Genomic DNA, 25,405 nt, shown 5'->3' with positions numbered 1-25,405 from the left:
CTCCCGCGAGGGGAGCAGGGGGCGAACAGGATTCAGGCGCTGCAGCATAAAAAAGCCCGTCATCACGACGGGCTTTTTGCTGGACGGCTCTGCAGGCCAATCAGTGCAGGATCCGGGCACGGATGGTGCCGCCGATCTCCTTGAGCTTGGCCAGTGCCTTCTCGCTGTGCTCGGTCTCCACGTCGATCACCACGTAGCCGATGTGGCTGCTGGTCTGCAGGTATTGACCGGCGATGTTGATCCCCTCGTCGGCGAAGATCTGGTTGATCTGGTTCATCACGCCGGGCTGGTTGCGGTGAATGTGCAGCAGGCGGCTGGAGCCCTTGTGGCCGGGCAGGGAGACCTCGGGGAAGTTGACGGCGGAGAGGGTGGAGCCGTTGTCCGAGTATTTGACCAGCTTGTTGGCCACTTCCAGCCCGATGTTCTCCTGGGCTTCCTGGGTGGAGCCGCCGATGTGGGGGGTCAGGATGACGTTGTCCAGCCCGCGCAGCGGGGTGAGGAACTCCTCGTCATTGGACTTGGGTTCGCTGGGGAAGACGTCGATGGCGGCGCCGGAGATGTGACCGCTCTTGATGACGTCGGCCAGGGCATCGATATCCACCACGGTACCGCGGGAGGCGTTGATGAAGATGGCGCCCGGTTTCATCATGCGCAGCTGCTCGGCACCGATCAGATCCTTGGTGGAGGCGGTCTCCGGCACGTGCAGGCTGATGACGTCGGACATGTTGAGCAGCTCGACCATGCTCGGTACCTGGATGGCGTTGCCTAGGGAGAGCTTGTTCTCGATGTCGTAGTAGTAGACCTTCATGCCGATGCTCTCGGCAATGATGCCGAGCTGGGTGCCGATGTGGCCGTAGCCGATGATGCCGAGCTTCTTGCCACGGGCTTCCACCGAACGGTTGGCCAGCTTTTCCCACACACCGCGATGGCACTTGGCGTTCTTCTCCGGGATGCCGCGCAGCAGCAGCAGGATCTCGCCCAGCACCAGTTCGGCCACCGAGCGGGTGTTGGAGAAGGGGGCGTTGAACACCGGGATGCCGCGCAGATGGGCGGCGTCGAGCTCGACCTGGTTGGTGCCGATGCAGAAGCAGCCGATGGCCACCAGCTTGTTGGCGGCATCCAGCACCTTCTCGGTGATCTGGGTGCGCGAGCGCAGCCCCACGAAATGCACGTCACGAATGCGCTCGATCAGATCTTCTTCGGAGAGAGAGGTCTTCAGATACTCCACACTGGTGTAACCTGCGGCACGAAAGGTTTCCACTGTGTTGGGGTGAACCCCCTCCAGCAGCAGTACCTTGATTTTATCCTTGTCCAGTGAAAACTTGGCAGTCATGACGATCCCTCTATGTTTGCAAAAGTGAGTGCAGATATGGTGTGTGAAGAAAACCGTAAAGTAGCAAAAACGTTTGGGAGAGGGAATATTTGTGACGAAAGTCAAATTCTTTGAAGTTTTCAACGATAGTTGTAAACGAGGGTTTGCAACTCATTGAGCAACCAATAAAAACGGCGCCATGGGGCGCCGTCTTGCATTGCGGAGGGGGATTACTGGATCACTACGCCGTCCGGGGTGCCGATCACCACCACATCTGCACCACGGTGGGCGAACAGGCCGTTGGTGACGGTGCCGACAATGGCATTGAGCTGCACTTCCAGCCCCTTGGCATCGGTGATGGCCATGTCTTTCACGTCCAAGATGTGGTTGCCGTTGTCGGTGACCACTCCTTCACGCCAGACCGGGTTGCCGCCGAGCTTTCTGATCTCGCGGGCCACGTATTCGCGGGCCATGGGGATCACTTCCACCGGCAGCGGGAAGGTGCCGAGCACGTTGACCGTCTTGGTGTTGTCGATGATGCAGATGAACTTGTCGGCCACGGCGGCGACGATCTTCTCGCGGGTGAGGGCTGCGCCGCCGCCCTTGATCATGTCGCGGGTGCCGTTGATCTCGTCGGCACCGTCCACGTAGACGGAGAGGGCGTCGATCTCGTTGAGGTCATACACTGTGATGCCGAAGCCCTTGAGGCGTTCGGTGGAGGCCACGGAGCTGGATACCGCCCCCTTGATCTCGTCCTTCATGGTCGCCAGTGCATCGATGAAGTGGTTGACGGTAGAGCCGGTGCCTACCCCGACGATGGTGCCGGGAACCACATACTTGAGCGCAGCCCAACCGGCCGCCTTCTTCATTTCATCTTGAGTCATGATCGATCCTTTGGAAAAAAGCGGCCGTATTATATCCAAGCCGCCCCCCCAGAGCGACCACTCAGCTCACGTTCCGGGCCAAAAACCTGCAAGATGTAAATCGTTTGCCTGTTTATTGCGCCATGTCATTGCACCATGGCTGTGGCAGCAGGGCGTGACGATCGCGGCAGAGGGGGCAAATAGTCTTAGCTGGGAAAGTGCCAGCAGCGGCTGGGGGTGATGATCTGGGGCAGCGGTACGTCCCACTCCTCCTGCGGCACCGCGTCCACCTGCTGGCAGTCGTGGGCGAGCCCCAGCGGCTTGGGGCCGAGCCTGTGTTCATGCCAGCAGGCGAGGGTGCGATCGTAGTAGCCACCGCCCATGCCGAGCCGGTTGCCTGCCGCATCGAATGCCACCAGCGGCGTGCAAATCAGATCGAGGGTGCTGTGGGGCACCACCTGCTGCATGTCGAGCTCAGGTTCGGCGATGCCGTAACGGTTGCGGGTCATGGGGCTGGTAGCGGTGTAGCGCAAGAAGAGCAGGTGGCCCGGGGTGAAGGGGTGCAGCACCGGCAGGTAGACCTCTTTTTGCTGGGCCCACAGCCAGTGGATGGCGGGCAGGGGGTTGAGCTCGCCGTCGTTGGCCAGATAGAGGGCGATGCGTTTGGCCGCCAGGATCTCGGGATGCTGCTTGAACTGGGCAACCAGCTGCTGGGCCGCCTGCTGCTGCTCGGCCTGGGTCAGGTTCTTTCTGCGCTGGCGGATGAGCTGGCGCAGGGATTGTCTTTCAGGCTGGGTATCCGGCATGGGGGCTCCTCTGATGAACGGGCGGGGGCGACGAGCGGATTGCGCTGACAGGCGATCACCTTAACAAGGCCGCGCCGGGTTGAACAGCGCGGCTCGGCCGCCGGATCCTCGGGGACCCGGCGGCCGCACTATCAGGCGTGGGCGGCTTTGCGCATCTGGTGCTTGACGAACACCGCCACCAGGGCGGCCAGCGCCAGCGCCATGGGGTAGAAGCTCATGCTCACCACCGCTAGCGGCGAGAGGGCGAAGATGGAGCCCAGCAGCAGTGCCTGAGCACCCCAGGGGATGAGCCCCTGCACCACGCAGGAGAAGATATCGAGCATGGAAGCGGCGCGGCGCGGGGTGACCCCGTGGTGATCCGCCAGCTCCTTGGCTACCTTGCTGGCGACTATGATGGCCACCGTGTTGTTGGCGGTGCAGAGGTTGGTGAGGCTCACCACCCCGGCGATGCCGAGCTCGGCCGCCTTCTCGTTCTGCTCGCCGTCATGCTGACGGGTGAAACGGGCGATGAGGGCGCTGATGCGGGCGCTTATCCATGCCAGTCCCCCCTGGCGCTCCATCAGGGCGCCGAGGCCACCGATCAGCATGGAGAGCAGGAAGATCTCCTGCATACCGGTGAAGCCCTGATAAATGTCCTTGCTGAACTGACCGAGGGGGTAATCCCCCAGCAGGCCGACTCCGCCGGCCGCCAGAATGCCGAGCCCCAGCACCATGAAGACGTTCATGCCGGAGAGGGCCAGCACCAGGATCAGCAGATAGGGCATCACCTTGAACAGCTCGACATGGGCCTCGGTGGCAGGGGCATCCCCGACCGACCCCAGGGTCAGATAGAGCAGGATCACCCCGATGGCGGCCGGGGCGGCAATCTTGAAGTTCTCGCGAAACTTGTCCTTCATCTCGCAGCCCTGGCTGCGGGTGGCCGCAATGGTGGTGTCGGAGATGATGGAGAGGTTGTCACCAAACATGGCGCCGGAGAGGATGGTGCCGGCCATCAGCACCGGATCGATGCCGGCAGCCTGGGCCACGCCGAGCGCCACCGGTGCCACGGCGCCAATGGTCCCCATGGAGGTGCCCATGGCGGTGGCGATGAAGGCGGAGATGAGGAACAGCCCCGGCAGCAGGAACCAGCCGGGGATGAGGGAGAGGCCGAGCGCGACCGTGGCATCCACCCCGCCGGTGGCCTTGGCCACCGTGGCGAAGGCACCCGCCAGCAGATAGATGAGGCACATCGCCATGATGTTGCTGTCACCGACCCCCTTGAAGAAGGTCTCGAGGTTCTTGTTGAACCCCTCCTTGCCCAGCACCAGCGCCAGCATGACGGCGGGGAGGGCGGCGACGGGGGCGGGCAGCTGATAGAAGGCAAACTCGACCCCTTGCAGGGTCAGCCAGGTGCCGGTACCGATAAAGAGAGCAAGAAAGACCAGCAGAGGCAGCAGGGCTCTGGCGCTGGGTTGAGTCTGGATCATGTGTTCCTCGATGGTTGAACATGACCTCCCTGTCTCAGCCAGCCCGCAGTGGGGTGAGCGTGGCGGGCATCCTGCCGCTATGGGGCGTCTACAGTAGTGAGTCGTGCCCGCCGGGTCAAGATAGCCGTCCAGATGGATACTGCTTTTTGTCTGGTGATTTTGTTGAATTGATTAAATCCGTCAAATATTCGGATTTAAAGAGATATGTCGTTGAATTTTCGGGTGGCTAACGGCGGCCACGGCGGGCTTTTCAAAGCGGGCGCAGGCTGGTAAAACGGTCTCTTTCCTTAATAGAGATGAGAGGGTGGAGATGGACAATCCGATCCGTGTGGCCGTGATGGGCTGTAATGGTCGTATGGGCAAGGTGCTGCTGGAGGCGATCAGCCATGCCGAGGGCGTGGTGGTCGGGGCGGCGCTGGAGCGACCGGGCTCCGCCGTGATCGGGCTGGATGCCGGCGAACTCAACGGGCTGGGTCGGCTCGGCGTCATCATCAGCGACAGTCTGGACAAGGTACGGGACGAGTTTGATCTCATCATCGACTTCACCCGCCCCGAGGTGACCCTGGCCAACTTGGCCTTCGCCCGGGCCCACCACAAGCAGATGGTGATCGGTACCACCGGCTTTGACGACGCGGGCAAGGCGGCGCTCAAGGCGGCCGCCGGCGAGATCGGCATCGTCTTCGCCTCCAACTACTCGGTCGGCGTCAACCTGGTGTTCAAGCTGCTGGAGCAGGCCGCCAAGGTGATGGGGGATTACACCGACATCGAGATCATCGAGGGGCACCACAGACACAAGGTGGATGCACCGTCCGGCACCGCGCTCTCCATGGGCGAGGTGGTGGCCAAGACGCTCGGACGTGATTTGAAAGAGTGCGCCGTCTACGGCCGCGAGGGGATCACCGGCGAGCGGGATCGCAACACCATCGGCTTTGCCACCATTCGCGCCGGCGATCTGGTGGGGGAGCACACCGTCATGTTCGCCGACATCGGCGAGCGGGTGGAGATCAGCCACAAGGCCTCCAGCCGCCTCACCTTCGCCAACGGTGCGGTGCGCGCCGGCAAGTGGCTCAAGGGGCAGGGCGCCGGCCTCTATGACATGCAGGACGTGCTCGGCCTCAAGTAACCACATCCACTGACATCCAGGCACCCGTGGTGCGCACGAAGAGGCTGCCCGGCCCGTTCGTCTGTTAAAAACCCCGCTCATGCGGGGTTTTTTATTGGTGATTTTGTATAAACGCCGCTTACGCAGCGATTTTCATGCGAAGTGGCATAAATCCTTCCTCTCTGCTGCTGCGCCGGATCTGCCATTGCACAAATGTCATCGGCTGGTAACGAAATTGGGCCTCAATAGCCCCTGTCAGGGCATTTTTTTACATCCATCAAAACAGACTAAAAATTCAAACAAATAAAAACGTTTTCCATTTTTAGGGGCCACTCATCCTCCCTAAAAAAGCTGTTTGCAGGCATTGAGATTTTTTATATGAAACTTCACTGCATTGTTTTTTAAGGATTAAAAATTGGTTTTTGTATCAATGCTGGTCTCTTGGTCTGGATTGATAGCAACATTTACCTTTTCTTTTCAGGGTGGGGGTTGCAAAGCGATTGAGTGCATAGATAATGGGTAATGTTGCTTGTTTATTGAATTTAGATGCATTTCAGATGAGAAAAGACGTTGAAATGCGATCGTTTTTAAGTAGAATGCGCCCAATTTGCCAGAAATCTGCCGGGTTCGAGTCCTGCCCAAGGCCGGAACCGAGCCCGCAACACCCAGGTAAATTGCTGAATTTAAAGCTAAATAACTGGAGGTTGTCTTGAATCACACTGCATTGCTAGTGCTGGAAGATGGAACTGTGTTCAAAGGCGTGTCGATAGGCGCCGAGGGATGTTCCGTTGGTGAAGTGGTTTTCAATACGTCGATGACGGGCTATCAGGAAATCCTCACCGATCCCTCTTATTCCCGTCAGATAGTCACCCTCACTTACCCCCATATAGGCAACACCGGCACCAACAGCGAAGATGAAGAGTCCAGTCAAATCCACGCGCAGGGATTGATCATCCGGGACCTTCCGATACTTGCCTCCAATTTCCGCAATCAGCAATCCCTCTCCGAATACCTCAAGTCTCACAACATCGTTGGCATCGCCGACATCGACACCCGCAAACTGACCCGCATCCTGCGCGAGAAAGGCGCCCAGGCCGGCTGCATCCTGGCGGGTAAACAGATAGATGAAGCCTATGCCCTCGAACAGGCCCGCGCCTTCCCCGGCCTGAAGGGGATGGACTTGGCCAAAGAGGTCACGGTTGGCGAGGCGTACAACTGGACCGAAGGCAGCTGGCAGCTTGGCAAGGGGCACGTCACCCCGGCTGCCGACCTGCTCAAATACCACGTGGTGGCCTATGACTTTGGCGTCAAGCGCAACATCCTGCGCATGCTGGTGGACCGCGGCTGCCGCCTGACCGTGGTGCCGGCCAAGACCCCGGCTGCCGAGGTACTGGCGCTGAACCCGGATGGCATCTTCCTCTCCAATGGCCCCGGTGACCCCGAGCCGTGCGACTACGCCATCGAGGCCATCGAGGCCTTCCTCAAGACCAATATCCCGGTGTTCGGCATCTGCCTCGGCCACCAGCTGCTGGGTCTGGCCTCCGGCGCCAAGACCATCAAGATGAAGTTCGGCCACCACGGTGCCAACCACCCGGTGAAGAGCCTGGACGACAACACCGTCATGATCACCGCCCAGAACCACGGTTTTGCAGTGGACGAGCAGACCCTGCCGGCTTGCCTGCGCGCGACCCACGTCTCCCTGTTCGACGGGTCACTGCAGGGCATCCATCGCACCGACCGGCCGGCCTTCAGCTTCCAGGGTCACCCCGAAGCGAGCCCGGGCCCGCACGATTGTGCCGGTCTGTTCGACCACTTTATTGAATTGATCAAGCAGTATCGCGCTTAAGAGGAAAAGAGAAGCCATGCCAAAACGTAACGACCTACAGAGCATCCTGATCCTCGGCGCCGGCCCCATCGTCATCGGCCAGGCCTGCGAATTTGACTACTCCGGTGCCCAGGCGTGCAAAGCACTGCGCGAGGAGGGCTACCGCGTCATTCTGGTCAACTCCAACCCGGCCACCATCATGACCGACCCGGAGATGGCCGACGCCACCTACATCGAGCCCATCACCTGGGAAGTGGTGCGCGAGATCATCAAGAAAGAGCGCCCGGACGCCATCCTGCCCACCATGGGTGGCCAGACTGCGCTCAACTGCGCGCTGGATCTGGAAAAACACGGCGTGCTGGCCGAGTTCGGCGTGGAGATGATCGGCGCCACTGCCGATGCCATCGACAAGGCAGAAGACCGCTCCCGCTTTGACAAGGCGATGCGCAGCATTGGCCTGGAGTGCCCGCGCGCCGGCATCGCCCACAACATGGAAGAGGCCTGGGGCGTGCAACAGATGGTGGGTTTCCCCTGCATCATCCGTCCCTCCTTTACCATGGGCGGCTCCGGCGGCGGCATCGCCTACAACCCGGAAGAGTTCGTCGAGATCTGCGAGCGCGGTCTGGACCTGTCGCCGACCAAGGAGCTGCTCATCGACGAGTCGCTGATCGGCTGGAAAGAGTATGAGATGGAGGTGGTACGGGATCGCAACGACAACTGCATCATCGTCTGCGCCATCGAGAACTTCGACCCCATGGGCATTCACACCGGTGACTCCATCACGGTCGCGCCAGCCCAGACGCTGACCGACAAGGAGTACCAGCTGATGCGCAACGCCTCCATGGCGGTGCTGCGCGAGATCGGCGTCGAGACCGGTGGCTCCAACGTCCAGTTCGGCATCAACCCGAAAGATGGCCGCATGGTCATCATCGAGATGAACCCGCGGGTGTCGCGCTCCTCTGCGCTGGCCTCCAAGGCGACCGGCTTCCCCATCGCCAAGATCGCCGCCAAGCTTGCCATCGGTTACACCCTGGACGAGCTGATGAACGACATCACCGGCGGTCGCACCCCGGCCTCCTTCGAGCCGGCCATCGACTACGTGGTCACCAAGGTACCGCGCTTCAACTTCGAGAAGTTCGCCGGCGCCAACGACCGTTTGACCACCCAGATGAAGTCCGTCGGGGAAGTGATGGCCATCGGCCGCAACTTCCAGGAGTCCCTGCACAAGGCGCTGCGCGGCCTCGAGACCGGCAAGATCGGCTTCGACCCCATGGTGGATCTGAACGCCCCGGACTCCCTGACCCGCATCCGTCACGAGCTGCAGGATGCCGGCGCCGAGCGTATCTTCTACATCGCCGACGCCTTCCGTGCCGGCCTCTCCATGGACGGCGTGTTCAAGCTGACCAAGATTGACCCCTGGTTCCTGGTGCAGATTGAAGAGCTGGTCAAACTCGAAGAGCAGGTGAAAGAGCGCGGCATGGCCGGCCTCGATGCCGACTTCCTGCGCGCCCTCAAGCGCAAGGGCTTTGCCGACGCCCGTCTGGCCAAGATCCTCGGCGTGGCCGAAGGGGAAGTGCGCAAGCTGCGTGCCCGCCACAACATCTTCCCGGTCTACAAGCGGGTCGATACCTGCGCCGCCGAGTTTGCCACCAACACCGCCTACATGTACTCCAGCTATGACGAGGAGTGCGAGGCCAACCCCACCAACCGTGACAAGATCATGGTCATCGGTGGCGGCCCGAACCGTATCGGTCAGGGTATCGAGTTTGACTACTGCTGCGTACACGCGGCGCTGGCCCTGCGCGAAGACGGTTACGAGACGATCATGGTCAACTGCAACCCGGAGACCGTCTCCACCGACTACGACACCTCCGACCGTCTCTACTTCGAACCGGTCACCCTGGAAGACGTGCTGGAAATCGTGCGCGTCGAGCAGCCCAAGGGCGTCATCGTCCAGTACGGCGGCCAGACCCCGCTGAAACTGGCCCGCGCTCTGGAAGCCAACGGCGTGCCGGTCATCGGCACCAGCCCGGATGCCATCGACCGCGCCGAAGATCGCGAGCGCTTCCAGTCTGCCGTCGAGCGCCTCGGCCTCAAGCAGCCGGAAAACGGCACCGTCACCGCGCTGGAGCAGGCGGTGCTGACCGCCGAGCGCATCACCTACCCGCTGGTGGTGCGTCCCTCCTACGTGCTGGGTGGTCGCGCCATGGAGATCGTCTATGACGAGCAGGACCTGCGCCGCTACTTCGCCGAGGCGGTGAGCGTCTCCAACGAGTCGCCGGTGCTGCTGGACCGCTTCCTGGACGACGCCACCGAGGTGGACGTGGACGCCATCTGCGACGGCACCGATGTGGTCATCGGCGGCATCATGGAGCACATCGAACAGGCCGGCATCCACTCCGGTGACTCCGCCTGTTCCCTGCCGCCCTACACCTTGTCCAAGGCCATTCAGGACGAGATGCGCGAGCAGGTGCGCAAGCTGGCGCTGGAGCTTGGCGTGGTCGGTCTGATGAACGTGCAGTTCGCGGTGAAAGACAACGAAATTTACCTCATCGAGGTGAACCCCCGTGCCGCCCGTACCGTGCCGTTCGTCTCCAAGGCCACCGGTGCCCCGCTGGCCAAGATCGCCGCCCGGGTGATGGCCGGTCAGAGCCTGAAGGAACAGGGCTTTACCACTGAAATCATCCCGCCCTACTACTCGGTGAAGGAAGTGGTACTGCCGTTCGCCAAGTTCCCGGGCGTGGATCCGCTGCTGGGGCCGGAGATGCGCTCCACTGGTGAAGTGATGGGCGTGGGCAGCAGCTTTGCCGAGGCCTATGCCAAGGCGCAGCTGGGTGCCGGTCACCAGGTGCCGCGCGAAGGGCGGGCCCTGCTCTCCGTTCGCCACAGCGACAAGGAGCGGGTGGTGAACCTGGCCGCCAAGCTGCTGGAGCTGGGCTATGACCTCGACGCCACCCACGGCACCGCGGTGACCTTGGGGGAGGCGAGCATCAACCCGCGTCTGGTGAACAAGGTGCACGAGGGTCGCCCGCACATTCTGGATCGCATCAAGAATGGCGAGTACACCTACATCGTCAACACCGCCGAGGGTCGTCAGGCCATCCAGGATTCCAAGCAGCTGCGCCGCGGCGCCCTGCAGCACAAGGTGGCCTACACCACCACGCTGCACGCCGCCTTTGCCACCTGCATGGCCATCAGCGTGGATGCCACCGCCAACGTCAACTCGGTGCAGGAGCTGCACCAGAAGGTCGAAAGCCAGCTGAAAAGCCGCTAAGACAACGTGATGAAGGAGGAACGCCTCCTTCGTGACCCGATAAAACCCCGCCAGCGATGGCGGGGTTTTTTATTGGCAAAGAGATCGGGGGCCTATGGCAACGGGTGTCACCGAGCAACAGGCTCTGGGTGATATTCGCCATCGTGAGACAGAAAGCATCGCAATGATTGCGCGATAGATGTATTTGACAGCCTTCTTTGCAATCTCTCGCCCGCGTCGCCTCTCTATACTGGTTTCTCGTCACAGGATTTATCGACCCAGGTCGTCTGCGCCTGCCAACGCAGGGGCGAGCAGATCGGGCCCACAGCCTTATCGGGTTGTGCGGCCGGCCCCCACTTACCGGAAGGGGCCACAGGAAACCGGGCGTGGGGCTACCGCAACACGACCGGCCAGGGCCAGCGTTATCGCGCCAACCCGCTTCCCCTCCTTGTCCCCGTCAATCAGCCCAGCCGTACCGCCAGGACATCTGCCAAGGGAATCAGAATATGAGCTTCGATCATCGCAAATACCGCCGTGCCCCCGTCATCAATCTGGTGGATCGCCAGTGGCCCAACCGGGTGCTGGAGCGTGCCCCGCTCTGGTGCGCGGTGGATCTGCGCGACGGCAACCAGGCGCTGGTCGAGCCGATGATGGTGGCGCAGAAGCTGCAGATGTGGGCGCTGATGGTGCACATCGGCTTCAAGCACATCGAGGTGGGCTTTCCGGCCGCCTCCCAGCCCGATTTCGACTTCGTGCGCGAGCTTATCGACCGCAACCTGATTCCGGACGACGTCACCATCCAGGTGCTGGTGCAGGCGCGCGAAGATCTGATTGCCCGCACCTTCGAGGCCCTCAAGGGGGCCAAGCGGGCCATCGTCCACGTCTACAACTCGGTCAACCCGACCCAGCGCAACTATGTGTTCAACTCAGGGCGCGAAGGGGTCAAGGCCATCGCCGTGCAAGGTGCGCGCTGGGTGCGGGAGTATGCGGCTCGCAATCCGGGCACCGAGTGGAGTTTTCAGTACTCGCCGGAGAGTTTCAGCAGCACCGAGGTGGAGTTCGCCGTCGAGGTGTGTGACGCGGTGATCGACCAGTGGCGCCCGGCTGCCCGCCCGATGATCCTGAACCTGCCCGCCACGGTGGAGGTGAGCACCCCCAACGTGTTTGCCGATCAGGTGGAGTGGTTCTGCCGCAACCTCAGGGCGCGCCCGGAGGTGAGCATCTCCATCCACACCCACAACGATAGAGGCTGCGGGGTGGCCGCCGCCGAGCTGGCGGTGCTGGCGGGGGCGGATCGCATCGAGGGCACCCTGCTCGGCAACGGCGAGCGCACCGGCAACATGGACATCGTCACCATGGCCATGAACCTCTACAGCCAGGGGATCGACCCCGAGCTCAACCTGGCGGACATGGATGCCATCGTCGCCACCGTGGGTGCCTGTACCCAGATTGCCCTGCACCCGCGCCACCCCTATGCCGGCGAGCTGGTCTACACGGCGTTTTCCGGCAGCCACCAGGACGCCATCCGCAAATCGCTGGCGGCGGAGAAGCCGGATCACTACTGGGACGTGGCTTACCTGCCCATCGATCCTGCCGATCTCGGTCGCAGCTACGAGGCGGTGATCCGCATCAACAGCCAGTCCGGCAAGGGCGGGGTCACCTACCTGCTGGAGCGCGACCTTGGCCTGCAACTGCCGCGCTGGCTGCAAATTGACTTCAGCCGCCGGGTCCAGGCCGAGGCTGAGGCAAGCAGCAGCGAGATAAGTCCGGAGCAGATCCGCACCCTGTTCGAGCGCCACTATCTCGAACCCGTCCACGGCTATCGCATCGGTCGCTTCCAGCTCGGTCGCGACAGCCAGGAGAGCCTGCGCCTCGAGCTGCAGACCCCGAGCGGCTCGCTGCAATTGAGTGGTGAAGGGGAGGGGGCCATCACGGCGCTGGTCAACGGCTGGCAGCGCCAGACCGGGATGCACATCGACGTGCTGGATTACTCCGAGCATGCCTTGAGCGCCGGCACCGAGTCCCGCGCCGCCGCCTACGTGCTGCTGAGCGTCGACGGGACCCGCACCTGCGGGGTAGCCATTGGCCGCGACGTGGTCAGCGCCTCCCTGCAGGCGGTGATCAATGGCGCCGCCCAGATAGAGGCGCTGCGCCAGAGCGCCTGATCCCGGCGCCGTATCGACCCTTGGGGGCCCTCGCCATGCAGGTAGGGGCCCTTGTCATTGATGGCTTCTGCTCCCCGTCCCAATCCTCTACAATGCCCTGCCTGTCTGCGTCCGGATACCCTTTGCGGGGGCCGGGACGCCTCATCCACCGGGAAGCATTCATGTCTCATCTCATCGTCTGTCGTCATTATCTGGCCCCGCTGCTGGCCACCTTGCTGCTGGCCGCCTGTGCCAGTGAACCCGTCAGTCAGGGCGATGCCAGCAAGCCTGGCAGCGCTGCCGTCACCGGGCCGGCCATCGCCAGGCCCGCCCCGCTGCCCAAGGCCCAGGTCCCCCGGGCGCCCGCCAGCATGCAATCACGCATTGTGCGGCTGCTGCCGGCCCGCACCGTGGATCGCAACGGTTGGGCCCAGGATATCGTCACCGCTCTCGCCAAACAGGAGCTGGCGGTGACCGACGAAAACGTCTGCTCCGTGCTGGCGGTGGCGGAGCAGGAGTCCACCTTTCAGGCCGACCCCGTGGTGCCGGGCCTTGGCAAGATCGCCTGGAAGGAGATCAACGCCCGTGCCAGCAAGCTGCTGATCCCCGAGTTCGTGGTGCGCACCGCGCTCTCCATCAACTCGCCTACCGGCAAAACTTACGCCGAGCGCATCGACAAGTTGCGCACCGAGCGGGAGATGAGCGAGATCTTCGAGGACATGATAGGGGAGGTGCCCATGGGCAAGACCTTGTTCGGCAACATGAACCCGGTACGCACCGGCGGCCCCATGCAGGTGAGCATCGCCTTTGCCGAGGCCAATACCAATGGCTATCCCTATCCGATCAAGGAGTCCATTCGCCACGAGGTGTTCAGTCGTCGTGGCGGCATCTGGTTCGGCACCCGTCACCTGCTCAACTACCCGGCCCAGTATCCGGATCACCTCTACCGCTATGCCGACTTCAATGCCGGCTGGTATGCGAGCCGCAACGCCGCCTTCCAGGCGGCGGTGAGCCGGCTGAGCGGCAAGCCGCTGGCGCTGGATGGGGATCTCATTCGCTACGACTCCGAGCTGCCGGGCAAGACCGAGTTGGCGGTGCATACCATCGCCAGCCAGCTCAGCATGAGCCAGCAGGCCATCCACCAGAGCCTGAAGCTCGGCGACACCAGCGAGTTTGCCCAAAGCGATCTCTACCACAGGGTCTTCGTACTGGCCGATCGCAAGGCGGGCAGCCGGCTGCCACGCGCCGTGCTGCCGGGCATCTCACTCAAGAGTCCCAAGATCACCCGCAACCTCACCACCGCCTGGTTTGCCAAGCGGGTGCAGTGGCGCCAGCAAACCTGCCTCAAGCGGCTGGGGTCGCTGTAACTGCAATAATAAAGGCGGCCAATGGGCCGCCTTTGTTTTATGTAGATATCATGGCGTCAAGTTAACTGTTTAACCGCAACCAGTATCTTGTAATTGTTTTTCCACTCTCCTTCGACAGGAAGATCAGAAAACTCCAGTGTTTTACTATATAGAAATGGACCGCTATTTAGGCAGGCTGGCCAAGTATCAAAGATATCCTGCTTGCCTTTAGTTTCTGTCCAGACATCAGCCAGCACTACGGCATAACGCTGGCGCTGTATTGGGTTAATCAGCCCCTTTTCAAGCAACAGGAGTGCTTCATTGGACTGCATTCGTTCAATATCATTCCTGACACTATTAGTTTTTGATTGAGGTGCCGTAAAGCGCTTAGCCTCAATAAGAAATAGCTCCGTTTCCGTGAAAACTACGGCGTCCATATGTTTCTTTTCCGTGAGGCTTATTGGGGCCTCAAACCATGAGAAGCATGAGCCGGGATAGAGGCTTTCAAGCGCAGAAACAAAGTTGTTGGTGAGATTTCGTTCGGTGAAGCCGGTAGATCCATGTGCAGGGTAGTAGTGAGAAAAAATAGTTGTATATCGGCTGTGCAAACGAGCCATTAATTTATCTAGAAATACTTGCATGTTATTGCTCCATAAATGTGCTGATGTATCTAGGCCAAGGGGTTTTAAAGCGGCGATAGGGTGGTAAACATAAAATGAATCCCCTGCACAGTTTCAATGGCTCTGGCCCGTTTAATGATTCGGTATAGTGTTTTCCAATTAAGGGGACTGACTGTGTAACAAAGTAACGCCCCTGCATTTTGGGAATCCACTGCATCCCCAAAACTGATTGCCCTTGTTCTCCCCCCGAGTTGCGGTGCGCAATATCATGGTGCTGCCACATCTGGGGCAGATCGGGGGTGGATTATCCGGTGGCGATACGCTCTGTGAGGGTGGGTTTGCAACGAATTGCCTGACAGGTGCGCGGGTGGAAACATGGTTGGCGGATGGGACGGCATGACGAGCCTTGAGCTGGGCGACATGCTGCCGGTGGGTTTGCCAACTGGCGGTCAAGCGGCCTTGCTGAATGGTGTCGACAATCCGATCGACGTCGGCGGTGCTCAAGACGGGAGTGATCTTGCTCTTGATATAGCTGACTAGGCCGCGACGCATGACGTTCTCCGGCATGGGGGTCTTGAAGGTGCAGTCGCCAATAAAATAGACGATGGAATGCAACTGGTGATCCGCCAGCCCCAGCAGGGATTTGAGGGTCATCAGGTGCAGATAGTTTTGATGCAACGGGTTTTGAAAGCCGTGCCGGCGTCGAAACAGCTGCTGGGTCCAGCGCTTGTGGCTGGGATCGCCGAAGATCCACCCCTTCATGTTTTTGGTTTCTATCACGAATACCCCGAAGCGGGAGACGAGCACCTGATCGATCTGGGTGCTGCCCTGCTCGAGCGGCAAGGTGACATTGCTCAGCAGATGATATTCCTGCCGGTCGAGAAAGAGCCGGATGCTGAGATTGAGCAGCCACTCCCCGATCATGCCCTTGAACCAGGGGCTCTTGGCGATGGTGGCCAGCAACAGCAGTGGCAGCAGAAACCAGAGCTGGTTCAGCAGAACGGCCATCAGGGCGGTAACGTCCATGTCATCTCTCCTCGCTCCCGATACCTCTCCCTGGCGACGGGGCACTCTGATTGGCGTGAGTCTGGCTTGGCACCAGAGGATTGGCGCCATCCGGAAAATGGGGTGCCGAAGTGAACTACTGTAGCGAGTTGACCAGAGGGAATGTGTGACGGCTTGCACCAACTGAGCGGCGCATCACTCTTTTTGTGCCAACGCCAGAGAGGGAAGCAGCCGCAGGGAGTGGCCTAGAAGCTCATCGCCAGCCCAACGCCGTAGCCGCTGGTGTTGTGGCTGAACATATAGCGGGCCACCAGCCGGGTGCGGGTGACGAAGATATCGTACTTGCTGCTGTCGAGCTCCACCCCGAGGCCGAGGGAGTTGAGGGAGTTGAAGCCAAGCAGGCCGCGCTGCTCGCCCAGGTATTCGGTGCGGGCCCCCTCCATCACGTAGCGCACGGGTTTGCCCAGCAGCGTCAGATTGCCGATGGGGGCGCGCCGGCGCAGATAGAGGCCGAGGTTTTCGGCGTTGGCCTGGCCGGTCACGCTGGCGGCGGTGCCGCCAAAGCTCTGCAGGTGCTGATAGGAGTAACGCAGCTCGGCGTCGATGTCCTGGCCGGGGGAAAACAGCTCGTAGTCCAGCATCATGGCGCCACCGAGGCCGTAGACGTCGAGCCGGCCGCCATCGAGAAAATCGAGGTTCTTGCCGGTGTACTGGCCCAGCAGCCAGTTGCCGATGCGCAGATCGCTCGCCACCGTGCCGAGGGTGACGTTGCCGATGGGGCGCAGCACCCAGTTGCCGCCTTGGCTGTCCCGGTGCAGCCCTATGTCCCAGCCGATCCCGCCGGTGGCGGTCAGGCTGTTCCACTTGGTGGGAACGGTGCGGCTCTCGCTGCCGTTGCTGACCACGAACTGGGGATCGTAGCGGCTGAATCCCAGGGTTCCTTCCAGATAAATCGGCACGCTCTCGCTCATGGTGGCGCCGCCGCCGATCTGGGTCATGTTGAGGGCCGAGGATTGATTGGTGCCGCTGCCGATGTTGATGTTGCTGGCGGTGATGTCGGGCACCACGGTGAAGGTCATCAGCGACACCACGGCGTTGGCGCGCTGCTGCACCCGCGAGTCGTCGTCGGCCATGGCCTGGCAGCTGCACAGCAGGCCAAGCAGCAGGGCGGGGCGAAGCGGAAGGGTGAGAGGTGTGAACATGCCGGGATCCCGTGAAGCCTCTTCCAATGAGGCACGGTTACACTGTAGCGATTTTTTGTTCGCTTGGCAGCCCCAACCGTGAGCCGGATGACGCCATTTGTGCCCATTCACGCCATGGCGCCGCAGGCTGGTCGCTCTGGCGAGCTTTTTCGCGCAAGGAACAGGCGTAGAGGCAAAATCCATTAAACTCAATGGGTCACCTGTTCGGGAGTGTGGGTAAAGATGAAGATCAGCCGCAAGATTACGCTGACCATAGTGCTGACGCTGCTGCTGTTGCTGGGGGTCGGCTATGTCGGCCTTCATTATGTGGTCGGCAACAAGTTCGGCGAGCTGGAGCGCATGAGCGTGGAGCGCAACCGCGAGCGGGTCCGGGCCGTGGTGCTGGCCGAGCTTGGCCAGCTCACCATGCTGGGGCAGGACTGGTCCGAGTGGGACGAGACCTACGCCTACATGGTGAGCCGCGATCCCGCCTATCTGGCGGCGAATCTCAACGTGCGCACCTTCGAGACCCTGGGGGTCGATCTGGTGGCCCTCTATGATGCCGACAAGCAGCCGCAGGCGGCGTTTGCCTATCATGGCGGCCAGCTGGTGACGCAGACGCCGGCCCAGCTTGCCTCCCTCACCGATTATCTGGTGCGCTACGGCAGTCTCAAGCCCAATGCCGGCATCTGGTTTGACGGCGAGCGTTACTACCTGCTGGCCGCCACCCAGATCCTGACCAGCGAGGGGGAGGGGCCGAGTCGCGGCACCCTGCTGCTGCTCAAGGCCTTCACCACCCGGCTGGTCCATCAGCTGCAAAAGCGCACCAATCTCTCGCTCTCCTTTTTGAGCCCGCAGCAGCTGGCCACCAGCCTGGGGGTCACCACCCTGGCCCGGCTCAGGGCCAACGACAGCCTGATCCTGCCGCAGGAGGAGCGACTGCTCACCTTGGCCCAGATCGATACCGTGCAGGAGGACTCCCCGCTCATCTTTCGCTTCACCCTGCCACGGGATCTGATGCTGGAGGGCAAGGCCATCGAGCGCCACATCTTCTGGCTGCTGAGTCTGGGGACCTTGCTGTTCGGGGCTCTGGTGCTGCTGATCCTCAACGGCTATATCGCCGCCCGTCTGCAGCGGCTGAGCGCCAATCTGCGGCTCATCGGCGACGACGGCGCGGTGCGCCGGCTGCTGGTGGAGGGCAACGACGAGATCTCCCAGGTGGCCATTGACTGCAATCGGATGCTCGATCATCTGGACAGCCTGCGTCAGCGCCAGCTCGACAGCGAAGCCCGCCAGAAACTGCAGCACGGCGCCCTCATTCATCTGGCCAAGAGCGATCTGCTGAGCGGCGAGGATCCGGGCCAGGCGGCGCGCCACATCAACGAGGCGATCTGCTCCGGCACCGGCGCGGCGCGGGCCAGCGTCTGGTTCAGTGCCGAAGACAAGCAGAGCATGTACTGCCAGGATCTGTTCTTTTTGCCCAAGCTCCATCACCAGCAGGGCTTTCACCTGCCCTATGCCTTGATCCAGGGGCGCTATGAGGTCTCCAAGCCCGAGCATGAGCCCTGCCTCATCCTGCGCGAGCCCTACGACCTGACGCGCTTTGGCGCCATGCTGGCCCAGCTCGGGCTGGAGGGGCTCTCCGGCACCATCCTGATGGCTCCCCTCAAGCAGGGGGATGAGCTGCTCGGTTTCATCATCGCCGAGCGGGCCAGGCTGAGCGAGGTATGGCATCCCGACGAACTGGCCTTCGTGCTGTCGGTGTGCGATCTCTCGGCCCAGACTCTGCTCACCCTCACCAAGCTGCAGCGCCTCAAGCGCAGTTGACGCCGTTTTGCTGTCTGGGCCCCTCCAGCCGGAGCGGGCCCGATTTTTTTGCTGGCCCTGGCCGATTATCTCCCCTATCCATGACCTGTATTAATTTCTTGTTCACTTGGCCGGGTGTATAACGGGCCACCCTCAGGGAGAAAAGGGGTTGGCGACAGGGAGGGTCTGCCGCACCGGAGGCCGTCAGGCCGCCCAGGATGGATGCTCACGAAGTTGATGGGAGTCACCAGATGCAGGACATGCTGCTTGCCATATGGCAACAGGACTTTGACCAATTGATCCAGATGCAGGCGGTGGGCCTGCTCGTCACCTGCCTGGTGGTGATCCTTTTTCTCGAATCGAGTTTCGTGTTTCTGCCCCTGCCCGGCGACAGTCTGGTGCTGCTGGCCGGCGGGCTGGTGGGGATGGGGGTGCTCGGCCCCGAGGTGACGCTGCTCTACATGCCGCTGGCGGCGGGGCTTGGCAGCCTGATCGCCTATGTGCAGGGGCAGGCATTGCACGGCACCGCCTTCATGGGCCACGTGGAGCGGATGATCCCGGATGGCAGCCTGCCGCGGGCCTCCCGCCTGCTGCACAACTACGGCTTCTGGGCCATGTTCTCCTCCCGTTTCGTTCCCTTCGTGCGGGTGCTGACCCCCATGCTGATGGGGGTCTCGCGGCTGCACCTGCCGCGGGTGATGATCGCCAGTTTTGCCAGCGCCTTCCTCTGGGCCCTGGTGCTGAGCCTGGTGGGCAAGGCGGTGATGGCGGCCCCGGTGTTTGCCCAGTATCACGAGTTGCTGACCAAGTGCCTGCTGGTGACCTCCCTCGGCCTGTTCGTCATCGCCATGGCCGCCATCGCCATCCGGCTGCTCAAGCGCCCGACCAACCGCATTCGCTGACCGGCCGGGGCAGGGGCCCCGCCGTCTGTTGCTCTCATTTTTCATGGCGCCGCCGCCCCTGGCTGGCCGGCGCCCCTTCACTCTGCAAGCAGGTACCTTATGTCATCCCACGACACCTTGACCCTTCGCCCCCTCGAGCGCGAGGATCTCAAGTTCGTCCATCAACTCAACAACAACGCCAGCATCATGCGCTACTGGTTCGAGGAGCCTTACGAGGCGTACATGGAGCTGGTCCAACTCTATGACAAGCACATCCACGATCAGCACGAGCGCCGTTTCATCCTCGAGGTGGCGGGGGACAACGTGGGGCTGGTGGAGCTGGTGGACATCCGTAGCATCCATCGCCGCGCCGAATTCCAGATCATCATCGCCCCCGCCCATCAGGGGAAGGGCTATGCCAAGACCGCCACCTTGAAGGCGATGAAGTACGGCTTCAACGTGCTCAACCTGCACAAGCTCTATCTCATCGTCGATCGGGACAATGCCCGGGCGATCCACATCTATCAGGAGCTGGGCTTCGAGCCGGAAGGGGAGCTCAAAGAGGAGTTCTTCATCGATGGCCAATACCGCACCGCCATTCGCATGTGCCTGTTCCAAAGAGACTTCCTGGCCCAGAATGGGCGAGGTGGCTGAACTCCCGCACGGACATGAAGGGCTGCTGGAGGGGCGCGTTCGCCTTGCCAGCCAGTGGCTCTGACCCCCATGAAAAGGGCGCGTATTTGAGGCAGAATTTGCGCCATCTATCTGTTACACTTCGCGCCCGCCATTTTCCGGCCACTCTCTGACTTGATGTCAGGCACAGCCGTCGGTGGTCTGCACCGACTTTTCGCTCATGCCGAGCTAACCAAGCCAGCCACAGTCCAGCTGGAACACAGGAACCCATTATGAGATTTGAATCGTTCGATTTTGCCCCCGAGATTTTGCGCGCCATCTCAGAGTGCGGTTATCAGGAGATGACCCCTGTGCAGCAGCAGGCGATCCCGGCCATCCGCCGCGGTCGTGACGTGCTGGCCAGCGCCCAGACCGGTACCGGCAAGACCGCCGCCTTTGCCCTGCCCATCCTGCAGCGGCTGGTGGACAACCCCGCACCGGTGCAGCCGTCCAACGCCCGGGTGCTGATCCTGACCCCGACCCGCGAGCTGGCAGCCCAGGTGGCGAGCAACATCAATGACTTCGCCAAGCATCTGGATATCACCACCCTCACCATCTACGGCGGTGGCAAGCAGGATGTGCAGGCCAGAAAACTGAAAGCGGGCGCTCACATCATAGTGGCGACCCCGGGCCGGCTGCTGGAGCACCTCACCGCCTGCAACCTGAGCCTCTCCGGTGTCGAGTGCCTGGTGCTGGATGAAGCGGACCGCATCCTCGACATGGGCTTCAGTGCCGATGTGCAGCAGATCCTGCAAGCGGTCAACAAGACCCGTCAGAACCTGCTGTTCTCCGCCACCTTCTCCGAGGCGGTGAAGAAGCTGGCCAACCTGATGCTGGACAAGCCTCAGATAGTGAGCGTCAACAAGCAGAACTCCACCGCCGATACTGTCAGCCACACCGTCTATCCGGTGGAGCAGAAGCGCAAGCGCGAGCTGCTCTCCGAGCTTATCGGCAAGCAGAACTGGCCACAGGTGCTGGTGTTTGCCAGTACCCGCGAGAGCTGCGACGAGCTGGTGGCTGAGCTGAACCTCGACGGCATCAAGTCGGCCGTGGTGCACGGCGACAAGGCGCAGGGCAGCCGTCGCCGCGCCCTGCGCGAGTTCACCGAGGGCAAGCTGCGGGTGCTGGTGGCCACCGAAGTGGCTGCCCGTGGCCTGGACATCCCGGATCTCGAGTACGTAGTGAACTATGATCTGCCGTTCCTGGCTGAAGACTACGTGCACCGCATCGGCCGTACTGGCCGCGCCGGCAAGAGCGGCATGGCCATCTCCTTCGTCAGCCGTGAAGAAGAGCGCACCCTGCTGGAGATCGAGGCGCTGATCGGCCAGAAGATCCGCCGCATCATGGTGCCGGGCTACGAGGTGAGCAGCCGCGACGAGCTGATCAAGCAGCTGCAGGAGCGTCGCCGCTTCGGCAAGCGCCCGCAGCGGGAAGACAACGCCGCCGCCCAGGCCATGGCCGAGGCCAAGCTGCAGGGCCAGCGCCTCAAGCGCCTGGCTGCCGCCAAGAAGCCACGCCAGCCGAAATAAGGCGCGCAGGCCGCTCTATTGAACCGCAAAGGCGCCACTGGCGCCTTTGCCATCTCTGTCATCGGTGTTGACCCCTGGTGGTCAACTCAAGGATTGCTTGTGACCGCTCCTACCTACAATCAGGCCCTGTTCGAGATGGCCAGCCAGAGTCTGGCCGAACTGGCCCGCACTGCCGAGCAGAAGGCTGGCAAGCGTACCCCGGCGCAAGAGAGCCATTTTCTCTGCACCTGGATGGCCGACTCCCTCAAGGAGAAGCGCTTCTCCCGGCTGGTGATGGAGGATTTGAAGGATTGGGTGCAGCTTGGTCGCACCCTGGGGGCCGGCGCCGATCTCAAGGGGCTGCTTGAGCGGATCATGGGCCAGTATGAGCGGGCCATGGCCGAACCGATTGGGCTCGGCAGCCGGTTGGGCACCCTGTTGGCCGAGCTCGCGGCCGAGGGTTGGTTAGTGATTACCGACAGTGAGGTGAGCGCCAAGCTGCGCCTGCAATCGGGCGGTCAGCCGAGCCTCATCATCAGTGCCAGCGAGTATCAGGGCCACATCGAGGCGGGCGAGCTTATCAAGCCGCTCACCCTCTATGTGCGCGGCGACGAGGCCCGGCTGGCACGGGCGGCCTTTGCCCACCGCCTGCTGCTGAGCCAGGGCAACAAGAAAACCACCCTGGTCAAGCACCACAAGGCTTACCGGCTGGTGCCGGGCAATGCGCAGCCAGCGCTGGCGCTGCTGGTGGGCCCCTGAACGGGGTCTGCTCCATCTGTCTGAGACCCCGGCCCGGTGCCGGGGTTTTTTATGAGCGCGGGGCGGGGTGGCAGGCAGGAGAAAGGGGGAGGGCGCCGCGACTCTTGTCGCAGCAAGCGGGGGCATCTGGCATTCCCCCTATCCTGGGGGGCGTCCCCCATATGGTGGGATGGTCGCGGAAAAAAACTGCTCTAGGGTGAGTGGGCCCCAAAGAGGGCCTTGAAGGAAGCAAACCGCCTGACAAGGCGACACTCAATGAATGAGGAAACATGATGAAAGCGACTCCCATTGCCCTGTTGCTGGCCGGCGTGCTGGCCTCCCCGCTCTGCGCCGCAGGGCTCGATGCCCAGCTCACCCTGGTGGATGGCAACAGTGACGACGTGCGCGTCAACCTGACCCTGACCAACAGCGGGGACAAGCCGGTCCGCCTGCTCAAATGGCAATTGCCGGGCAGCGAGGATGCCCCCCTGTTCCTGGTGGAGCGGGACGGCCAGCCGGTCAGCTACGAGGGGGCCCTGATCAAGCGGGCTGCCCCGACCGACAAGGACTTCCAGCTGCTCAAGGCCGGCCAGAGCCTGACGGTGCAGGCCGAGGTCTCCGGTCTCTATGACATGAGTGCCCAGGGCCAGTACAGCATCCGCTACCTGCTGCCGACGTTGCCGCAAGAGGCGAAAGCCGCCAAGGCCAAGCAGGCCCAGGCGAGCGAATCCAATGCGGTGACCCTGTGGGTGGACGGGGTGAGTGACGAGCGGGTGCTGGCCAAGGCTGCTCCCCTGGCCGAGCCGCAGGCGGTGACTGCCTCGGTCAGCTTCAGCGGCCGCTGCACCAACACCCAGAAGAGCGACATCCTGGCGGCGCTCGATGCTGCCAGCGGCATCACCAACAACTCCAGCAGCTACCTGGCGGTGGACAAGCCGGAAGGCCAGCGTTACCGCAGCTGGTTTGGCGCCTATGATGCGTCGCGCTGGGATCAGGCCGAGACCCACTTCAGCAAGATCAAGGATGCCATCGACAACAAGCCGCTCACCTTCGACTGCGGTTGCAAGCAGAGCTACTTTGCCTATGTCTATCCGGATCAGCCCTACAAGGTTTACCTGTGCAAGAGCTTCTGGACCGCACCGGTCAGCGGGACCGATTCCCGTGCCGGCACCATCGTCCACGAGTTGAGCCACTTCAACGTGGTGGCGGGCACCGACGATCTGGGTTACGGTCAGGCCAATGCCCGCAACCTGGCGAAGACGGATCCGGTCAAGGCGCTCAACAACGCCGACAACCACGAGTACTTCGCCGAGAATACGCCGAGCGAAAACTGATTTGCCGACCGGGGGCCGCAAGGCCCCTTCTTGTCCATGCCGTTTGTCACAGGAAGGAGCGACCATGATGACACTCTTGCTTACCACCCTGGCGCTGGCCCCCCTGCAGTGCGATCTGTCGGTCAAGGCACAAAGCCGGGTCAACGAGCCGCTGCCGCTGGTGATGACTCTGACCAACCGGGGGGAGGGGCCGCTCGAGGTGCTGAGCTGGTTCACGCCGTTCGAAGGCTGGTTTGCCGATGCCATCGATCTCACCCTCGATGATCGGCCGATACCCTACAAGGGCCCGCTGGCCAAGCGGGGAAACCCGGGCGGCGAGGATTTCTTCTTGCTGGGGGCCGGTCAGCAGAGCCAGGCCGACGCGGATCTGACCCTGGTCTACGATCTCTCCCACCCCGGCCGCTACCAACTGAGCTACCGCGCCCAGCCGCTGACCCTGACCCGGGGCGTGGCTCCCCGCTGCCCCGTCATTCACTTCACCCGGCTGCCCGCCTCCCAGGGCAGCCCCTCTTCTGTACTACCTAGATGACATCCGGCCCGGTGAGTGGTGCCAGCAGCCCCGCCGCACGGGCGGCCACCGCCAGATAACGGTCTGCCAGCAAAGGCCTGGCGAGCCCCTCTCGCCAGCAGCAATGCACCAGCTTGATCACATGATCGTCGAGGCTCGCCACCGTCCGGGCCAGTACGTTTTGCCACGACAGCTTGCCGGTATCGGGCCAGGCCTGCGTCTGCAGTGACGGCGCGCCGACCGTGACATAGGCGGCCGCCACCGCCTGCCACATCAGGGTCTGCCAGCGCGCCTGCCATGGCGCGGGCAGGTGGCTGGCGAGGATGGCGGCGGCGCGGCTGCCGGTCACCATGTGCAGCACGGTAAAATTGCCGGTCTGCCAGTAGAGGGCGAGGGCCGCGTCGGCCAGCTGCACCAGCAGATCCGATGATGATACCCCGCTCGGCAACCCGCTCGCCCAGGTCGGCGCATCCGTCACCTGCCGCAGTCGCTCGGTGATCCACTCCCCCTGCCAGCGTGCGCCTTCCCACTGTTGGGCCAGCGCGTTAAGGAGGCCGCCGATATCCTGCACCGGTGCCCGCTGCCCGGTCGGCACCCGCAAGGGTCGGCACTGCCAGGCGGCCAATGCGGCGGCCTGCTCTCCCTGATGGCCATTTTCCAGCGCGCAGGCAAAGCGGATCAGCGGATGGAAGGCGCCGCCGGCCGGTGAAAGCCCCTGCTCCAGCAGGCTGGCAAAGGTGGGTAGCCAACCCTCGTCGGCCAGCCGTGTTGCCAACTGCTGACGCAGCCGGACAAACTGCAGCTCCTTCTCATCCCCCTGCTGTTGTTCACCCCCCGGCAGGGCATAGTTGGCCTGCCAGTGTGCGAAGAACTGCTGCAGCTGGCGGGGATTGGCGCCCATCTCGTGCAGGGCGTGCAATGCCATCGGGCAGTGGTTGGTGGTGCCGCGTCCGTTGAGGGAAAAGGCTCGATTGGCATCGAGCAGATGATGAAGATGATGAAGATGATGAAGATGGTGCATAATCATTTGACTCC

Annotated in this window: 20 protein-coding genes; 12 read left to right on the top strand and 8 right to left on the bottom strand. The window is 62.2% G+C overall.

Going from position 1 to position 25,405, the window contains the following annotated elements:
- Positions 1-100: 100 nt before the first annotated feature.
- The 4 genes from serA to ACPW75_RS11445 form a co-directional block, all read right to left on the bottom strand.
- On the bottom strand, positions 101-1,333 hold the full coding sequence (gene serA, locus ACPW75_RS11460; protein ID WP_024946386.1) for a phosphoglycerate dehydrogenase: 1,233 nt from the start codon (positions 1,331-1,333) through the stop codon (positions 101-103).
- A gap of 209 nt (positions 1,334-1,542) precedes the next feature.
- Positions 1,543-2,196, bottom strand: coding sequence for a ribose-5-phosphate isomerase RpiA (gene rpiA, locus ACPW75_RS11455; protein WP_118880904.1), 654 nt, complete (start codon positions 2,194-2,196; stop codon positions 1,543-1,545).
- A 185-nt stretch (positions 2,197-2,381) separates the two neighbouring features.
- Positions 2,382-2,981 (bottom strand): 5-formyltetrahydrofolate cyclo-ligase, encoded by a 600-nt coding sequence (locus ACPW75_RS11450; RefSeq protein WP_118880905.1) that lies wholly within the window; start codon positions 2,979-2,981, stop codon positions 2,382-2,384.
- Positions 2,982-3,112: 131 nt separating this feature from the next.
- On the bottom strand, positions 3,113-4,447 hold the full coding sequence (locus ACPW75_RS11445; RefSeq protein WP_102988448.1) for a Na+/H+ antiporter NhaC family protein: 1,335 nt from the start codon (positions 4,445-4,447) through the stop codon (positions 3,113-3,115).
- A 310-nt stretch (positions 4,448-4,757) separates the two neighbouring features.
- Between ACPW75_RS11445 and dapB the strand changes: the two genes are divergently transcribed.
- From dapB to ACPW75_RS11420, 5 genes are all read left to right on the top strand, one after another.
- On the top strand, positions 4,758-5,570 hold the full coding sequence (dapB, locus tag ACPW75_RS11440) for a 4-hydroxy-tetrahydrodipicolinate reductase (protein ID WP_011706537.1): 813 nt from the start codon (positions 4,758-4,760) through the stop codon (positions 5,568-5,570).
- A 688-nt stretch (positions 5,571-6,258) separates the two neighbouring features.
- The gene (carA, locus tag ACPW75_RS11435) at positions 6,259-7,395 is read left to right on the top strand and encodes a glutamine-hydrolyzing carbamoyl-phosphate synthase small subunit (RefSeq protein WP_118880906.1); all 1,137 of its coding nucleotides are present in this window, start codon (positions 6,259-6,261) and stop codon (positions 7,393-7,395) included.
- Positions 7,396-7,411: 16 nt separating this feature from the next.
- Entirely contained in the window at positions 7,412-10,648 is a 3,237-nt protein-coding gene (carB, locus tag ACPW75_RS11430; RefSeq protein ID WP_118880907.1) for a carbamoyl-phosphate synthase large subunit, read from the top strand.
- Between the two features lie 485 nt (positions 10,649-11,133).
- Positions 11,134-12,792: a 2-isopropylmalate synthase gene (leuA, locus tag ACPW75_RS11425; RefSeq protein WP_118880908.1), complete on the top strand. Its 1,659-nt coding sequence runs from the start codon at positions 11,134-11,136 to the stop codon at positions 12,790-12,792.
- A 92-nt stretch (positions 12,793-12,884) separates the two neighbouring features.
- The gene (locus ACPW75_RS11420; protein ID WP_118880909.1) at positions 12,885-14,138 is read left to right on the top strand and encodes a DUF1615 domain-containing protein; all 1,254 of its coding nucleotides are present in this window, start codon (positions 12,885-12,887) and stop codon (positions 14,136-14,138) included.
- Between the two features lie 56 nt (positions 14,139-14,194).
- On the opposite strand, the gene ACPW75_RS11415 is transcribed toward ACPW75_RS11420, so the two are convergent.
- The 3 genes from ACPW75_RS11415 to ACPW75_RS11405 form a co-directional block, all read right to left on the bottom strand.
- Positions 14,195-14,758, bottom strand: a complete 564-nt coding sequence (locus ACPW75_RS11415; RefSeq protein WP_113994365.1) for a hypothetical protein — start codon at positions 14,756-14,758, stop codon at positions 14,195-14,197.
- Between the two features lie 138 nt (positions 14,759-14,896).
- Complete coding sequence (locus tag ACPW75_RS11410) at positions 14,897-15,763, bottom strand: nuclease-related domain-containing protein (RefSeq protein ID WP_162901879.1); 867 nt, start codon at positions 15,761-15,763, stop codon at positions 14,897-14,899.
- A 224-nt stretch (positions 15,764-15,987) separates the two neighbouring features.
- Positions 15,988-16,944 carry a hypothetical protein gene (locus ACPW75_RS11405; protein WP_118880910.1) on the bottom strand — a complete coding sequence of 319 codons (957 nt, stop codon included), beginning with the start codon at positions 16,942-16,944 and terminating at the stop codon, positions 15,988-15,990.
- A 222-nt stretch (positions 16,945-17,166) separates the two neighbouring features.
- On the opposite strand from ACPW75_RS11405, the gene ACPW75_RS11400 reads away from it, so the two are divergent.
- From ACPW75_RS11400 to ACPW75_RS11370, 7 genes are all read left to right on the top strand, one after another.
- A complete protein-coding gene (locus ACPW75_RS11400) occupies positions 17,167-18,750 on the top strand; it encodes a CHASE4 domain-containing protein (RefSeq protein WP_118880911.1) in 1,584 nt (527 codons plus the stop codon).
- A 230-nt stretch (positions 18,751-18,980) separates the two neighbouring features.
- A complete protein-coding gene (locus tag ACPW75_RS11395; RefSeq protein WP_011706529.1) occupies positions 18,981-19,631 on the top strand; it encodes a DedA family protein in 651 nt (216 codons plus the stop codon).
- Between the two features lie 99 nt (positions 19,632-19,730).
- The gene (gene speG / locus ACPW75_RS11390; RefSeq protein WP_077096800.1) at positions 19,731-20,264 is read left to right on the top strand and encodes a spermidine N1-acetyltransferase; all 534 of its coding nucleotides are present in this window, start codon (positions 19,731-19,733) and stop codon (positions 20,262-20,264) included.
- A 251-nt stretch (positions 20,265-20,515) separates the two neighbouring features.
- A complete protein-coding gene (locus ACPW75_RS11385) occupies positions 20,516-21,811 on the top strand; it encodes a DEAD/DEAH box helicase (protein ID WP_016351179.1) in 1,296 nt (431 codons plus the stop codon).
- A gap of 99 nt (positions 21,812-21,910) precedes the next feature.
- Positions 21,911-22,549, top strand: coding sequence for a DUF2913 family protein (locus ACPW75_RS11380; RefSeq protein ID WP_077096802.1), 639 nt, complete (start codon positions 21,911-21,913; stop codon positions 22,547-22,549).
- A 269-nt stretch (positions 22,550-22,818) separates the two neighbouring features.
- A complete protein-coding gene (locus ACPW75_RS11375; protein WP_039216042.1) occupies positions 22,819-23,862 on the top strand; it encodes a M35 family metallo-endopeptidase in 1,044 nt (347 codons plus the stop codon).
- A gap of 64 nt (positions 23,863-23,926) precedes the next feature.
- Complete coding sequence (locus ACPW75_RS11370) at positions 23,927-24,391, top strand: protease (protein ID WP_179101551.1); 465 nt, start codon at positions 23,927-23,929, stop codon at positions 24,389-24,391.
- Here the strand turns inward: ACPW75_RS11370 and ACPW75_RS11365 are convergent.
- A complete protein-coding gene (locus tag ACPW75_RS11365) occupies positions 24,384-25,391 on the bottom strand; it encodes a questin oxidase family protein (protein WP_143239051.1) in 1,008 nt (335 codons plus the stop codon). The genes ACPW75_RS11370 and ACPW75_RS11365 overlap by 8 nt on opposite strands.
- Positions 25,392-25,405: the final 14 nt, after the last annotated feature.

Origin of the sequence: Aeromonas sp. FL131 (genome assembly GCF_049860615.1) — a bacterium.
Lineage (GTDB): Bacteria > Pseudomonadota > Gammaproteobacteria > Enterobacterales > Aeromonadaceae > Aeromonas > Aeromonas hydrophila.
This window is presented reverse-complemented; position numbering and strand designations above follow the sequence as displayed.

Bases quoted from the DNA above. Each gene is read 5' to 3' on its own strand.
- serA (WP_024946386.1), bottom strand. From the start codon at position 1,333: ATGACTGCCAAGTTTTCACTGGACAAGGATAAAATCAAGGTACTGCTG.
- rpiA (WP_118880904.1), bottom strand. From the start codon at position 2,196: ATGACTCAAGATGAAATGAAGAAGGCGGCCGGTTGGGCTGCGCTCAAG.
- ACPW75_RS11450 (WP_118880905.1), bottom strand. From the start codon at position 2,981: ATGCCGGATACCCAGCCTGAAAGACAATCCCTGCGCCAGCTCATCCGC.
- ACPW75_RS11445 (WP_102988448.1), bottom strand. From the start codon at position 4,447: ATGATCCAGACTCAACCCAGCGCCAGAGCCCTGCTGCCTCTGCTGGTC.
- dapB (WP_011706537.1), top strand. From the start codon at position 4,758: ATGGACAATCCGATCCGTGTGGCCGTGATGGGCTGTAATGGTCGTATG.
- carB (WP_118880907.1), top strand. From the start codon at position 7,412: ATGCCAAAACGTAACGACCTACAGAGCATCCTGATCCTCGGCGCCGGC.
- leuA (WP_118880908.1), top strand. From the start codon at position 11,134: ATGAGCTTCGATCATCGCAAATACCGCCGTGCCCCCGTCATCAATCTG.
- ACPW75_RS11420 (WP_118880909.1), top strand. From the start codon at position 12,885: ATGCCCTGCCTGTCTGCGTCCGGATACCCTTTGCGGGGGCCGGGACGC.
- ACPW75_RS11415 (WP_113994365.1), bottom strand. From the start codon at position 14,758: ATGCAAGTATTTCTAGATAAATTAATGGCTCGTTTGCACAGCCGATAT.
- ACPW75_RS11410 (WP_162901879.1), bottom strand. From the start codon at position 15,763: ATGGACGTTACCGCCCTGATGGCCGTTCTGCTGAACCAGCTCTGGTTT.
- ACPW75_RS11405 (WP_118880910.1), bottom strand. From the start codon at position 16,944: ATGTTCACACCTCTCACCCTTCCGCTTCGCCCCGCCCTGCTGCTTGGC.
- ACPW75_RS11400 (WP_118880911.1), top strand. From the start codon at position 17,167: ATGAAGATCAGCCGCAAGATTACGCTGACCATAGTGCTGACGCTGCTG.
- ACPW75_RS11395 (WP_011706529.1), top strand. From the start codon at position 18,981: ATGCAGGACATGCTGCTTGCCATATGGCAACAGGACTTTGACCAATTG.
- speG (WP_077096800.1), top strand. From the start codon at position 19,731: ATGTCATCCCACGACACCTTGACCCTTCGCCCCCTCGAGCGCGAGGAT.
- ACPW75_RS11385 (WP_016351179.1), top strand. From the start codon at position 20,516: ATGAGATTTGAATCGTTCGATTTTGCCCCCGAGATTTTGCGCGCCATC.
- ACPW75_RS11375 (WP_039216042.1), top strand. From the start codon at position 22,819: ATGATGAAAGCGACTCCCATTGCCCTGTTGCTGGCCGGCGTGCTGGCC.
- ACPW75_RS11370 (WP_179101551.1), top strand. From the start codon at position 23,927: ATGATGACACTCTTGCTTACCACCCTGGCGCTGGCCCCCCTGCAGTGC.
- ACPW75_RS11365 (WP_143239051.1), bottom strand. From the start codon at position 25,391: ATGCACCATCTTCATCATCTTCATCATCTTCATCATCTGCTCGATGCC.